The organism is Roseomonas sp. OT10 (genome assembly GCF_020991085.1).
GTDB classification, from domain to species: Bacteria; Pseudomonadota; Alphaproteobacteria; order Acetobacterales; family Acetobacteraceae; genus Roseomonas; species Roseomonas cutis.
In genome coordinates, this window is sequence record NZ_CP087719.1 from 1260001 (window position 1) to 1273812 (window position 13812).

Genomic DNA, 13812 nt, shown 5'->3' on the forward strand with positions numbered 1-13812 from the left:
ATCCCTTATCGGATTGGGGTGGCTGGTGGAGCGGTCCAGGAAATAGCGCTGTCGTACAGACCGTACCCGAAACCGACACAGGTGGACTGGTTGAGTATACCGAGGCGCTTGAGAGAACCATGCTGAAGGAACTAGGCAAATTGCTCGCGTAACTTCGGGATAAGCGAGACCCCGCATTGGGCAACCAGTGTGGGGTGGCACAGACCAGGGGGTGGCGACTGTTTAGTAAAAACACAGGGCTCTGCGAAATCGAGAGATGACGTATAGGGTCTGACGCCTGCCCGGTGCCGGAAGGTTAAAGGGAGGAGTGCAAGCTCCGAACTGAAGCCCCGGTAAACGGCGGCCGTAACTATAACGGTCCTAAGGTAGCGAAATTCCTTGTCGGGTAAGTTCCGACCTGCACGAATGGCGTAACGACCTCCCCACTGTCTCCAGCATGGGCTCAGCGAAATTGAATTCCCCGTGAAGATGCGGGGTACCCGTGGTCAGACGGAAAGACCCTATGAACCTTTACTGCAACTTCGCAGTGGTGCCAGGAAGGGGCTGTGTAGGATAGGTGGGAGCCATGGAAACCGGGGCGCTAGCTTCGGTGGAGGCAACCTTGAAATACCACCCTGCGCCTTTCTGGCATCTCACTGAGCCCGGTCAGCCCGGGCCAGGACCCTGCGTGGTGGGCAGTTTGACTGGGGCGGTCGCCTCCCAAATGGTAACGGAGGCGCGCGATGGTGGGCTCAGGCCGGTCGGACATCGGCTGTTGAGTGCAAAGGCATAAGCCCGCCTGACTGCGAGCGCGACAGCGCGAGCAGAGACGAAAGTCGGCCTTAGTGATCCGGTGGTCCCGCGTGGAAGGGCCATCGCTCAACGGATAAAAGGTACTCTAGGGATAACAGGCTGATCTCCCCCAAGAGTCCACATCGACGGGGAGGTTTGGCACCTCGATGTCGGCTCATCGCATCCCGGGGCTGGAGCAGGTCCCAAGGGTTCGGCTGTTCGCCGATTAAAGCGGTACGTGAGCTGGGTTTAGAACGTCGTGAGACAGTTCGGTCCCTATCTGCCATGGGTGTTGGAGACTTGCGAGGATCTGTCCCTAGTACGAGAGGACCGGGATGGACGTACCTCTGGTGCACCGGTTGTTCCGCCAGGAGCATCGCCGGGTAGCCAAGTGCGGAACGGATAACCGCTGAAGGCATCTAAGCGGGAAACCAGCCTCTAAACGAGGTCTCCCCAAGGGCCGTGGAAGACCACCACGTCGATAGGCCGCAGGTAGAAGTCCGGTAACGGATGCAGCCGAGCGGTCCTAATCGCCCGATCGAACTCCATCACCACCACAGCCGCCGCCGGGGCCTCAAAAACCCCGCCGCACGCAGCACCAAAGCGCACTCCCACTCACCCCCTCACGAGCTATGCTGGAAACTGGGTGACGCCGTGATCAGGCGGCGTGCTGCGCTGGCGTGTTGGTAACCTCGACGCCGTTCTTGAATGTGATGCCCTGGATCAGCTTGGGCAACTGGTTCTCTCCCTTCAGCCGGCGCCAGGTTTTGGCCGCAGCCATGACGAGCTTGAACACCATCAGCCGAGCGGTGTCCTGCGACAGTGCGCCCTTGGTGCGGACGGTCCGGTGCCGGACGGTGGCGAACACGCTCTCGATGGGGTTCGAGGTGCGTAGGTGGTCCCAGTGTTCGGCGGGGAAGTCGTAGAAGGTCAGCAGAGCGTTGCGGTCCTTCAGCAGGCAGGTGGCCGCCTTCTCGTATTTGGCCCCGTACTTCTCGGCGAAGGTCGTGATCGCCGCTTCCGCTGTCGCGCGGTCCGGCGCCTGCCAGATCTCGCGTAGATCGGCCTTGGCGGCTGGCTGGACCGACCTCGGCAGCTTATCCAAGACGTTGGCGGTCTTGTGCACCCAGCACCGCTGATGACGGGTGGCCGGGCAGACCTCCTCGAGCGCCTTCCAGAAGCCGAGCGCGCCATCGCCTGTGGCCAGTTCGGGCGCGATCATCAGGCCACGGGCCTTGAGGTCGACCAGCAGTTCCCGCCAGCTCTGCGCGCTCTCGCGCAGGCCCACCTGGAAGCCAAGCAGCTCCTTCCTGCCCTCCGGCGTGGCGCCGATCAGCACCAGCATGCATTCGGCCTGCGGCTCCATCCGGGCCTGCAGGTAGACGCCGTCGGCCCAGACATACACGTAGCGACGGGCCGACAGGTCGCGCCGCTGCCAGCGCGTGTAGTCCGCCTCCCAGTCGTCCCGCAGCCGCGCGATCACCGAGGGCGACAGGTTCGGCGCCTCGCGGCCCAGCAGGGCCCCGAGCGCCTCCTGAAAGTCGCCCATCGAGACCCCGCGCAGGTAGAGGATCGGCAGCAGGGCATCCAGGCTCCGCGTCCGCCGCGCCCAGCGCGGCAGAAGAGCCGAGGCGAAGCGGATGCGCTCGCCGCCCGCCTCCTCGCCAGCACCGCGGTCGCGCAGCTTGACCCGCTGCACCGGCACCGGGCCGATCCCGGTCTGCACCAGCCTCTCCGGGCCATGCCCGTGCCGCACCAGGCGCTCGCGCCCATCCGGCAGCCGCAAGCCCCTCATCTCGGCCAGGAAGGCCTCCGCCTCGGCCTCAACCGCCTGGGCCAGCAACCGGCGGGCCCCGCTCCTCAGGACCGCCGTCAGCGGGTCCTCCACCGTCTCAGGCTGACGAAGTGGAACGACAGTGGTATCTTTCGTCATGGCGTATCGCTCCTTCGGGAGGTTCAGGCAGGCTTGTCACCCACCTCGATACGCCGCCTCTCTCACACCGCCATCACCCAGTTCCGGCCATAGCTCCCCCCTCACACCCAATCCCCACATCCGTTCCCGTCCGGTGGCCTGGTGGCCATTGCGGGGCTGCCACACCCGATCCCATCCCGAACTCGGCCGTGAAACGCCCCTGCGCCCATGGTACTGCAGCTTAAGCTGCGGGAGAGTCGGTCGCCGCCAGGCCGCCAGACGGGATCCCTTCAACATCACCCCCGCGGGGTGGAGCAGCCCGGTAGCTCGTCAGGCTCATAACCTGAAGGTCACAGGTTCAAATCCTGTCCCCGCATCCATCTCACATCACAGACACCCCCCCCCATCAGAACCCATCCCCCCAGGCATCGCCCGCCCAGGGGGCTTTCGCACGTCCGTAGGGGGAGTTCGCGAAAAAGCCCCGCGACAAGCCACCTTTCGCGGGTGCAGCATGTCGCCCATGCTGACCGCCATCGACACCGATTTCCTCGATCTCGTCGCGTCTGCGCGCAAGACGGCGGCTGATGATCCCTTTGGAAGCCCGGCTTTGACGGTGGCCTTGTTGCTAAGCCGGCAATTGGATGACGGCCTCCTGACCCGCGCGGAAGTTCTTGGGCTGCTGGGAAGGCTGGGCCGTGCCGCCTTCCTGGACCGCGCGGCTCGCCTGGATCAGGCCGTCGGCGGCGCCTCCAGCCAGGACGCCGATCGCACCCTGGCGACCATCGCCAGCCAGCTGCTGCGGCCGGATCCAACCGACAGCCCTGTGCCGCTGGCGACGTTCCGTGCGGCGGTGGAGCGCCCGCGGTCGGCCGCGGTGTTCACCGCCCACCCCACCTTCAGCCTGCCACCGGCCACCGTGAATGCACTGGCCCTGGCAGCTGGTGGCGTCCTGCCGGATGGCGAGCTGCCCCTGCGGCCGGAGCCGCCCACCTTGGACCAGGAGTTCTCCCTGGCCGTGGGCGCCATGACCAATGGCCGGGACGCGCTGGATCGCCTGACTGTCGCCATCCTGACGGAAGCGAAGGCCATCTGGCCGGATCGCTGGACCCGGCTCGATCCGCGCCCGGTGATCCTTGCCTCCTGGGTCGGCTACGACACGGATGGCCGCACCGACATCGGCTGGCAGGATACGCTTCGCCTGCGGCTGTCCATGAAGCGCCTGCAACTGGCACGTCTGGCGGCGCAGTTCTCCGCCCTACCCCAGGAGGCCGCGGGGGCGCTGCATCACCGCACCTCCCAGGCGCTGGAGGCCGTGGATGCGCAAATCGCCGCGTGTCCGCCCTCGGGCGTTCCGAAGCCAGCGGCTGCCCAGCACTTCGCCCAGGTTCTCATCGGCCAGCGGGAGGCGGCGATGACCACGCCGGACCCCCTCCTGGCCCTGTTTTCCGAAGCGCTGTCGAAGGCCCCGGACGACCAGACCCGCTTAGCGCTCTGCGTAGCGCGGGCGGGGCTGGTGGCGCACGGCCTCTCCCTGGCGCACACCCATGTCCGCCTGAACTCCACCCAGCTCCACAACGCCGCCCGCTTGCGCTTTCCGGAGCTCATGGGCGGGCCCGAGGATGCGACCCGCCGGCGCGGTCTCTTCGCCGCGGTCAATGCCGCGCTGGAGCAGGCACGTTCCGAGCCGGTCGATATCGGCGGGCTGATGGCGGAGCAGGCCAGCGCGCTGAAGCTGATCATGACGGTGACCCAGATCACCAAGCACATCGATGCCAGCCAGCCGGTCCGTTTCCTGATCGCCGAGACGGAAAGCGGCCTGACCCTGCTGACGGCCCTGCTCCTGGCCCGGATCTGCGGCGTCGAGGACCGGATCGAAATCAGCCCGCTCTTCGAGACGGCGGAGGCGCTGGAACGCCGCGGCGAACGCGTTGTCGAGGAGGCGCTGCGCAGCCCGCACTGGCGCGCCTATCTCCGCCGGGTCGGTCGCCTCTGCCTCCAGTTCGGCTACTCCGACTCCGGCCGTTACGTTGGCCAGGAAGCGGCGACGCATCTGATCGAGCGGCTGAAGCTTCGCGTCGCCGATCTGCTCGGCCGGCACGGCTTGGCGAATCTGGAAGTCGTCCTGTTCGATACGCATGGCGAGGGGCTCGGCCGCGCCGGCCATCCCGATGGCCTGGCCGCGCGCTTCGAGTACCTCGACCCGCCGGCGGTGCGGGCCGCCTTCGCCGCCCATGGCACGCCGACCCGGCTGGAGACCAGCTTCCAGGGGACGGACGGCTACGTGAACTTCGGCACCCCGGCCCTGGCCCATGCCACGATCGCCCGGATCGCCGAGCACGCCTTCCCGCCGCCGGGCGCGACGCAGGGCAGGGAGCCCGACCCGGTCTATGCCGAAGCCGGCTTCGCCGCCGATCTCTTCGCGGGCGCGCGTGCCGCCATGGCGGGGCTGGTGGACGACCCGGGATACGCCGCGCTGCTCGGCGCCTTCGGCCCGGCGTTGCTCGACCGCACCGGCTCCCGCCCTGCGGCGCGGCAGAGCGACCAGGGCGGCCCGGCCGTCATCCGCCACCCGCGCGAGCTGCGCGCCATCCCCAACAACGCCGTGCTGCAGCAGCTCGGCTTCCTCGCCAACCTGATGCACGGGCTGGGGGAGGGGGCCTCGCGCGAGCCCGAGGCCTTCGCCGACCTGCTGCACCGCAGCCCGCGCTTCGCCAACGCCATGGCCTTCGCCCGCGCCGGGCTGAGCCTTTCCGATACGGACGTGCTGCGCGGCTATGTCAGCAGCCTCGATCCCGGCATGTGGCTGGACCGGGCCTCGCGCACCAAGCGGCCGGGCCGCGCGCCCCGCCTCGTGAAGGTGGCGGAGGCGCTGGAGCAGCTCGGGCTCGGCGATCCGGCGCGGGCGGTGCTGCGCCGGCTCCAGGCGGACGACATCGGGCTGCGCGCCGCCTGGCCCGTCGCGGAGGGGGGCGAGAAGCCGCGGATGAGCGACCGGCTCTTCGCCCTGCACGCCCTGCGCCTCTGCCTGATCCACCGGATCTGGCTGCTCGCCGTGGACGTGCCGGACTTCTCCCCCCGCCACGGGGTCACGCGCGACGGGCTGGTGCAGCGCCTGCTGCGCCTGGACGTGGAGGCGGCGGCCGCGCTGCTCGACCAGGTCTTCCCGACCGCGGAGCCGCCCGAGGCGGCGCTGGACTTTGCCGAGCCCCCGGCGCCGCGCCACAGCGGCTATGGCCAGGAGCAAGAGGAGATCATCCAGCCCCTGCGCGAGATGTTCGCGATGATCCGCGAGGTCAGCGCCATCATCTCCCTGGAATGTGGCGCCTTCGGGTGAGGGCTCAGCCGAGCCCGCCATTCCCCTTGCGCAGCAGGAAGCAGCCCCAGGGCCGGGCGTCGCCCACCTGCACCACGCCGAAGGCGGCCGCCTCCGCCTCGTAGAAGTCGAAGCGCTTGATGCCGCCGATGACGGTACCGGGCGCCGCGCGCTCCACCTCCGCCCGCACGGCCCGCTGCACCTCGGGCCATTCCCCCGGGGCGCCGGTCACCTCCATCCGGCGCACGGGGCTCTCCACCGCATCGTCCAGCGGCATCACCGACAGCACGGCGCGCAAGGCCCGCTCCATCGCCACGCCGGGCAGGCGGATCAGCTTCCCGTACCCGGTCCGGCGTGCGATGCGTTCGGCCGGGTGCAGCGCATCGACCAGCGCCACCTCGTCGCCATGGCCCATCGAGGCCAGCAGCCAGAGCAGATCCGGCGTCAGCAACGGGTCAATGCCCTTGAGCATATGTCGTCCTCCCACGCGGGAGGACGCTACGCGCCACGCCGTCCCGCCTCCAGGGCCATCAGCACCCGCTCGGGCGTCGCCGGCAGGTCGAGCGAATCCACGCCGATCGCGTCGCGCAGCGCGTTCCACACGCTGGTCGCCAGCATCAGCGGCGGCTCGCCCACGGCCTTGGAGCGGAAGATCGTCTCCGCCCGCGCCGGCGCATCGGCCAGCAGCCGCACCTGGAAGTCCGGCGGCACGTCGCGCGAGCCGGGGATCTTGTAGGTGCTGGGCCCCAGGGTCCGCAGCCGGCCCTGCTGGTCCCACCACAGCTCCTCGCAGGTCAGCCAGCCCAGCCCCTGCACGAAGGCACCCTCGATCTGGCCGAGATCCACCACGGGGTTGAGCGAGCGTCCGCAATCCTGCACCAGCCAGGCGCCGGTGCAGCGATTCTCGCCGGTCAACGTATCGACCTCCACCTCGGCCACCGAGGCGCCGTAGGAGAAGTAGAAGAACGGCTCCCCGCGCAGGGTCTGCGGGTCCCAATGGATATGCGGCGTCTTGTAGAAGCCCGTGGCGGAGAGCGAGACGCGCTTGATGTGGCACAGCGTCGCCAGCTCGCCGAAGCCCATGCGGCGGTTGCCGGACCGGGCCTCGCCCTCCGCCAGCTCCACCTCCTCCGGCGGCACGCCCCATTCGGCGGCCACCGTCGCCACCATGCGGTCGCGCACCGCCTTCGCCGCGATCTGTGCCGCCCAGCCATTGAGGTCCGACCCGGTGCTGGCGGCGGTGGGCGAGGTATTGGGCACCTCCGCCGTGCTGGTCGCGGTGATCCGCACGCGCGAGAGCGGCACGCCGAAGACATCCGCCACGATCGCGGCGACCTTGATGAACAGCCCCTGGCCCATCTCCGTACCGCCATGGTTCAGCCGGATGGAGCCGTCCGCGTAGACATGCACCAGCGCCCCCGCCTGGTTCATGTGCATCACGCCGAAGGAGATGCCGAAGGCCAGCACGAAGCTGCCCAGGCCGCGCCGCCGGTAGGGATGCGCGGCGTTGAAGGCATCCACGGACGCACGCCGCTCCTCCCAGCCGGAGAGCGCCTTCGCCTCCGCCCAGACCCGGCGGATCAGGTCGCCCTCCATCGCCTGGCCATAGGGGGTGAGGGCCCCGTTCTCCCCGCCGGCGAAGTTGCGCTCGCGCACCGCCTCGGGCGACAGGCCGGTGGCGCGGGCGACGTGGCGGACCACGTCCTCCGTCAGCAGCACGCCCTGCGGCCCGCCGAAGCCGCGGAAGGCGGTGTTGCTGACCGTGTTGGTCTTCACGATCCGCCCGTCGATCCGCACGGAAGGCACGTCGAGCGCGTTCAGCGCGTGGGTGACGGCGCGGAACAGCACACCGGCGGAGAGGTCCAGCACATGCCCGCCATCACCGGCCAACAGCGCGTCCAGCGCGGTGATGCGCCCCGTGTCGTCGAAGCCGGCGGTCCAGCGGTACAGGAACGGGTGCCGCTTGCCGGTCACCGCCATATCCGCCTTGCGGGCCAGGCGCAGCTTCACCGGCCGGCCCGTCGCGCGCGCGGCCAGCGCGGCGGCGGCGCCGACCCAGGAGGCGTTGCTCTCCTTGCCGCCGAAGCCGCCGCCCATGCGCCGCACCTGCACGGTGATGCGGTTGAAGTCGCAGCCGAGCACGCGCGCGGCGATGTGCTGAACCTCCGTCGGGTGCTGGGTGGAAGAGTGGATCGCGATGTCGCCATCCTCGCCCGGCACGGCGACGGCGATCTGGCCTTCCAGGTAGAAATGCTCCTGCCCGCCGCAGCGGAACTCGCCGGAGACCTGGTGTGGCGCGGCGGCGAGCGCGGCCGGCACATTGCCACGTTCCAGCACCATGGGCGGCAGCAGCAGCGCATCCCGCGCCAGCGCCGCCTCGACCGACAGCACCGGCTCCAGCGGCTCCACGACGGCGCGCACGGCCTTGGCCGCGGCCACGGCCTCGTCGCGCGACCGCGCCACGACCAGGGCCAGCGCCTGGCCCCAATGCTCGATCACCCCCTCCGCGAAGAGGAATTCCCCCGCGCGGTGCGAGGGCGAGACGTCGTTGCGCCCGGGGATGTCGCGCGGCCCCAGCACGGCGACCACGCCCGGCATGCCGCGCGCCGCCTCCGTGTTGAGGGAGAGCAGCCGGGCATGCGCGGCATCGGACAGCGCCAGCGCGGCATGCAGCAGGCCGGGCAGCTCCGGCAGGTCGTCGGCGAAGCGTGCCTCGCCCGTGCAGTGGGACAGGGCGCTGTCATGGGCGAGGCTGGCGCCGGTGACGCCGCCCCGCGCAGGAAGACCGTCCATCACGCCGCCTCCGCCGGGTTGAAGCGCCACCACAGCCGTCGCAGCAGGTTGCCGGCGGCGAGGCGGCGGTACTCCGCCGTCGCGCGCAGGTCGGAGAGCGGCGCGACCTCGCCGGTCAGGGCCGTCGCCGCCGCCGCGAAGCTCGCCTGGGCGAAGGGCGCGCCGGCCAGCGCGGCCTCGGCCTGTGGCGCGCGGGCGGCGCTAGGCCCCAGCCCGCCATGGGCGATGCGGGCCGTGGCGATGGTGCCGCCCTCGACCGTCAGCAACACGGAGAGCCCGGCGGCGGTGATGTCCTGGTCGTGCCGGCGCGACAGCTTCTCGCAGGCGAGGAGCGCACCCTGCGGCGGGCGGGGGAGGAAGACGTCGCGCACCACCTCGCCGGGCTTCAACGCGTTGCGGCGGTAGCCGGTGAGGAATTCCTCCACCGGCAGGTCGCGCTCGCCCTCCGGCCCGGCGATGCGGATGGCCGCGCCGAGCGCCAGCAGCGGCGGCAGCGCATCCCCGATCGGCGAGGCCGTGCCGAGATTGCCGCCCAGCGTGCCCATGCCGCGGATCTGGCGGGAGCCCAGGCGGCGCAGCAGGTCGGCGAAGGGGCCGAAGCCCGGCTCGGCTGCCGCCAGCGCCAGCACCTGCCGATAGGGCACGGCGGCGCCGATCCGCAGCCCCTCCGGCCGGCTTTCCAGCACCTGCAACTCCGGCACGTCCAGCACGCCGATCACCGCCGCCGGGCGTTCCCGGTGCTCGGAGACGCGCAGCCCGAGATCGGTGCCGCCCGCCAGCAGCCAGGCCTCGGGATGCGCGGCGCGAAGCGCCACCAGCTCCGTCAGCGAGGTCGGGCGGTGGAAGGCCTGCTCCGGCGTGGCGAACAGGGCCGCGGCCTCTGGCGGTGGCGGGGGCAGCGCCGCCTCGCCCGGATCGAGCCGCGCGAAGGCGTCCAGGATGGGACGATAGCCGGTGCAGCGGCAGAGATTCCCCGCCAGCGCCTCGTGCGGGTCGCCGCCCTCGATGGCGTGCGCCCAGGCGGTCATGACGATCCCCGGGGTGCAGAAGCCGCACTGCGTCGCATGGGCCTCCGCCATGGCCGCCTGCACCGGATGCGGCGCACCATCCGCGCCGCGCAGCCCCTCCACCGTGCGCACCGCTCGGCCATGCAACTGCCCCAGCATGAGCAGGCAGGCGTTCACCGGCACCCTTACCCCGTCCGCTGCCTCCAGCACCACGGTGCAGGCGCCGCAATCGCCCTCGGCGCAGCCCTCCTTGGTGCCGGTCAGCCCGCCGGGGCCGCGCAGCCAGTCGAGCAGGGTCGTGGTGGGCGAGAGGCCGGGCGGGAGGCGGAGCGGCTCCCCGTTCAATCGGAAGGCGATGGCGGACGGCGTGGCGAGCGGCATGGCCGCATCATAGCAAGCGGCGCGCCGCGGTGGGTCCCGCGGCGCGTGGATGGATCAGCCGCCGAGGCGCGCCAGCGCGGCGGTCAGCTCCTCCGGGGCATAGGGCTTGGCCAGGACGGGGACGTTGGCATGCCGCTCCGGCACGCCCGACTGGCCATAGCCGGAGGCCACCACGAAGGGCACGCCGAGCCGCGTCAGCTCGTCCGCGATCGGCTCCGAGGTCTCGCCCGCCAGGTTGAGGTCCAGCACCGCCACATCGGGCACCTGCTCCGCGATCAGCGCGAGGGCGGCGGCGACGGAGGCGACCGGTCCCATCACCTGCGCCCCGGCATCCAGCAGCGTATCTTCGACGAGCATGGCAACCAGCGTCTCGTCCTCGACCACGAGGACCCGGCGTCCCTCCAGCTTGCTCATCATGGTATCCTGGTTGTGCATGGAGCGCTTCCTGAGTGGCGCGCATGGCGGCGAGCGACCGCTTGGGGTGGCTGCACTGTAGTGGGTGGACGCGGAGCGCGAAGAGCACCCGGCCTCACGTGTTCGTGTGAAATAACGCTTTCGAATCAGTGTGGATGAGCGTGTCAGGCCCGGCCGGGCGGGGAGGTCGCCCGCCCCGGCGAAAGCCGCCGGAGCGGGGGCGGCGCGTCAGTCGGCGTACTGCCCGGCAGCCTGGATGATCGGGCGCCACTTGGCGATGTCCGCCTGCCAGTAGCGGCGGTGCGCCTCCGGCGTCGCCATCTCCTGGCTCACCGGCGTCGTGCCAAGCTCGGCGAAGCGGCCGATCACCCGCTCGTCGCGCAGCGCGGCCTGGAGCGCGCGGGAGAGGCGCTGGTTGACGGCATCCGGCGTGCCCCTGGGCGTGTAGATCCCGTGCCAGACGGAGACCTCGAAGCCCGGCAGCCCCGCCTCGTTCGCGGTGGGCAGGTCGGGCAGGGCGGCGAGCCGCTCGCGCGTCGTCACGGCGAAGGCGCGGATGCCGCCGGCCTTGATCTGCTCGGTGGTGTTGGTCGTCTGATCGCACATCACGTCCACCGTGCCGCCCAGTAGGTCGGTGATGGCCGGGCCGGTGCCGCGATAGGGGACCGTGGTCACCTGGGTCTGCATCGCCGTCTGCAGCAGCAGGCCGCAGAGATGGCTGGCCGCGCCGATCCCGGCATTGGCCAGGTTGATCCCCGTGCCCTCCTTCTTCATCAGCGCGACCAGCTCGGCCAAGTTGTTCGCGGCGATGCCCTTCTTCGCGACGACGGTCATCGGCACCTCCGTGACCAGCCCCACCGTCTCGAAGCCGTTCACCGGGTCATAGGAGAGGCGCCGGTACAGCGACGGCGTGGTTCCCATGCCGATGTGGTGCATGAGGATCTGGTAGCCATCCGGCCGGGCCTGGGCCACGCGGCTGGCGCCCAGCGTGCCGCCGGCGCCGCCGACATTCTCGACGACGATCGTCTGGCCGAGATCCTTGCTCATCGCCTCCGCGACGAGCCGCGCCACGGTGTCGGTCGGCCCGCCGGCGGCGAAGGGCACGACCATCGAGATGGGGCGGGTGGGAAAGGCGCCCTGGGCCAGGGCAGGCGCGGCGCCGAGGCCAAGCGTCCCCAAGGCGGCGAGCAGGAGGCGGCGAGGGATCATGACGTTTCCGTAATGTATCGTTCACAGGGTGCAGGATGCTTGCGGCGCCAGGGGAGGCGCCGTCAAGTGATCTTTCGCACCCTGCTGGGAAACGTCTCACCCCCTGCGCCGGCGGCAGGAATTGGGCCGGATGGGCCGCGCCGGACCGTCCCCGCGAAACCGGGGCGTGTGGCGGCGGCCGCGTCAGGCCTCCATCTTCAGGGCGGCGATGAAGGCGCTCTGCGGGATCTCGACCTTGCCGAACTGCCGCATGCGCTTCTTGCCCTCCTTCTGCTTCTCCAGGAGCTTGCGCTTGCGGCTGATGTCGCCGCCGTAGCACTTGGCGGTGACGTCCTTGCTCAGCGCGCCGATGGTCTCGCGCGCGATGACGCGGGACCCGATCGCGGCCTGGATGGCGATCTTGAAGAGCTGCTTGGGGATCAGCTCCTTCAGCCGCTCGCAGATCTGCCGCCCGCGCTTCTCCGCCTGGGAGCGGTGGGCCATGAAGGACAGCGCGTCCACCGGCTCGGCGTTCACCAGGATGGAGATCTTCACGAGGTCGCTCTCCTCGTAGCCGTCCATCGTGTAGTCGAAGGAGGCATAGCCGCGGGAGATCGACTTCAGCCGGTCGTAGAAGTCGAACACCACCTCGTTCAGCGGCAGCTTGTAGACCGCCATGGCGCGGTTGCCGACATAGGTGAGGTCGACCTGCTGCCCGCGCCGCTCGGAGCAGAGCGCGAGGACGGAGCCGAGGTAGTCGTCGGGGACGAAGATCGTCGCCTTGATCCACGGCTCCTCGATCGTGTCGATCACCGAGCCGTCCGGCATGTCGGCCGGGTTGTGCAGCTCGATCTGCTCGCCGTTGGTCTTGTTGATCTTGTAGACGACGCTCGGCGCGGTCGCGATCAGGTCGAGGTCGAACTCGCGCGACAGCCGCTCCTGGATGATCTCCAGGTGCAGCAGGCCGAGGAAGCCGCAGCGGAAGCCGAAACCCAGCGCGGCGGAGGTCTCCGCCTCGTAGTGGAAGGAGGCGTCGTTCAGCCGCAGCTTGGCGAGCGATTCCCGCAGCTTCTCGAAATCATCGGCATCGACCGGGTAGAGCCCGCACCAGACGACGGGGATGGAGGGCTTGAAGCCCGCCAGCGGCTCCGGCGCCGGGTTGCGGTCGTCGGTGAGGGTGTCGCCGACATTGGTGTCGGCCACCGTCTTGATGGCGGCGGTGACGAAGCCCATCTCGCCCGGCCCGAGGCTCTCGACGGCCTGCATCTTCGGGCGGAAGACCCCGACCTGGTCGATGACATGCGTGGTGCCGTTGGCCATCATGCGGATCTTCTGGCCGCGCTTCAGATGGCCGTCCTTCACCCGCACCAGGATGATGACGCCCAGATAGGCGTCGTACCAGCTATCGACGAGCAGCGCCTTGGTCGGCGCGTCGGGGTCGCCCTTGGGCGCGGGCAGGCGGGTGACGATCGCCTCCAGCACGCCCTCGATGTTCAGCCCCGTCTTGGCGGAGATCAGCACCGCGTCGTCGGCGGGGATGCCGACCACGTCCTCGATCTGCTGCTTCACCCGCTCCGGCTCGGCCGCCGGCAGGTCCACCTTGTTCAGGATGGGGACGATCTCGTGCCCCGCCTCGATCGCCTGGTAGACGTTGGCGAGCGTCTGCGCCTCGACCCCCTGGGAGGCGTCGACCACCAGCAGCGAGCCCTCGCAGGCGGCGAGGCTGCGCGAGACCTCGTAGGCGAAGTCCACGTGGCCCGGCGTGTCCATCAGGTTGAGCTGGTACCACTCGCCGTCGGCCGCCTTGTAGTCCAGCCGGACGGTCTGGGCCTTGATGGTGATCCCGCGCTCGCGCTCCAGCTCCATGTTGTCGAGGACCTGGTTGGTCATCTCGCGGTCGGAGAGGGCGCCGGTCTTCTGGATCAGCCGGTCGGCCAGCGTGCTCTTGCCATGGTCGATATGCGCCACGATCGAGAAGTTGCGGATGCGGGAGAGAGGGGTATCGGTCATGAAAATCCGGCCGGGATGCGGGC

At 70.0% G+C, this 13812-nt stretch carries 8 protein-coding genes, 1 tRNA gene and 2 rRNA genes (1 of these 11 only partly in view); 4 read left to right on the forward strand and 7 right to left on the reverse strand.

All coding sequences use genetic code 11. The features are described from left to right. A 23S ribosomal RNA gene (locus tag LPC08_RS05745) occupies nucleotides 1–1322 on the forward strand (it extends 1420 nt beyond the left edge of the window). Nucleotides 1323–1429: 107 nt separating this feature from the next. On the opposite strand, the gene LPC08_RS05750 is transcribed toward LPC08_RS05745, so the two are convergent. Continuing rightward, a complete protein-coding gene (locus LPC08_RS05750) occupies nucleotides 1430–2704 on the reverse strand; it encodes an IS256 family transposase (protein ID WP_230448719.1) in 1275 nt (424 codons plus the stop codon). Nucleotides 2705–2841: 137 nt separating this feature from the next. Between LPC08_RS05750 and rrf the strand changes: the two genes are divergently transcribed. From rrf to LPC08_RS05765, 3 genes are all read left to right on the forward strand, one after another. After that, a 5S ribosomal RNA gene (gene rrf, locus LPC08_RS05755) occupies nucleotides 2842–2956 on the forward strand. Between the two features lie 30 nt (nucleotides 2957–2986). Further along, nucleotides 2987–3063 (forward strand) — tRNA-Met (locus LPC08_RS05760). A 140-nt stretch (nucleotides 3064–3203) separates the two neighbouring features. Further along, nucleotides 3204–6017 (forward strand): phosphoenolpyruvate carboxylase, encoded by a 2814-nt coding sequence (locus tag LPC08_RS05765; RefSeq protein WP_230451761.1) that lies wholly within the window; start codon nucleotides 3204–3206, stop codon nucleotides 6015–6017. Between the two features lie 4 nt (nucleotides 6018–6021). Here LPC08_RS05765 and LPC08_RS05770 read toward each other — a convergent pair whose 3' ends face one another. The 6 genes from LPC08_RS05770 to lepA form a co-directional block, all read right to left on the reverse strand. Next, nucleotides 6022–6468, reverse strand: coding sequence for an RbsD/FucU family protein (locus LPC08_RS05770; RefSeq protein ID WP_230451762.1), 447 nt, complete (start codon nucleotides 6466–6468; stop codon nucleotides 6022–6024). Nucleotides 6469–6494: 26 nt separating this feature from the next. After that, nucleotides 6495–8789: a xanthine dehydrogenase molybdopterin binding subunit gene (gene xdhB / locus LPC08_RS05775; protein WP_230451763.1), complete on the reverse strand. Its 2295-nt coding sequence runs from the start codon at nucleotides 8787–8789 to the stop codon at nucleotides 6495–6497. After that, entirely contained in the window at nucleotides 8789–10177 is a 1389-nt protein-coding gene (locus tag LPC08_RS05780) for a xanthine dehydrogenase small subunit (RefSeq protein WP_230451764.1), read from the reverse strand. The genes xdhB and LPC08_RS05780 overlap by 1 nt, the downstream gene beginning before the upstream one ends. 54 nt (nucleotides 10178–10231) lie before the next feature. Then, entirely contained in the window at nucleotides 10232–10612 is a 381-nt protein-coding gene (locus LPC08_RS05785) for a response regulator (protein WP_230451765.1), read from the reverse strand. 207 nt (nucleotides 10613–10819) lie between these two features. Beyond that, nucleotides 10820–11800, reverse strand: coding sequence for a tripartite tricarboxylate transporter substrate binding protein BugD (locus LPC08_RS05790; protein ID WP_230451766.1), 981 nt, complete (start codon nucleotides 11798–11800; stop codon nucleotides 10820–10822). Between the two features lie 183 nt (nucleotides 11801–11983). Then, nucleotides 11984–13789 carry a translation elongation factor 4 gene (gene lepA, locus LPC08_RS05795; RefSeq protein ID WP_230451767.1) on the reverse strand — a complete coding sequence of 602 codons (1806 nt, stop codon included), beginning with the start codon at nucleotides 13787–13789 and terminating at the stop codon, nucleotides 11984–11986. Nucleotides 13790–13812 lie beyond the last annotated feature (23 nt).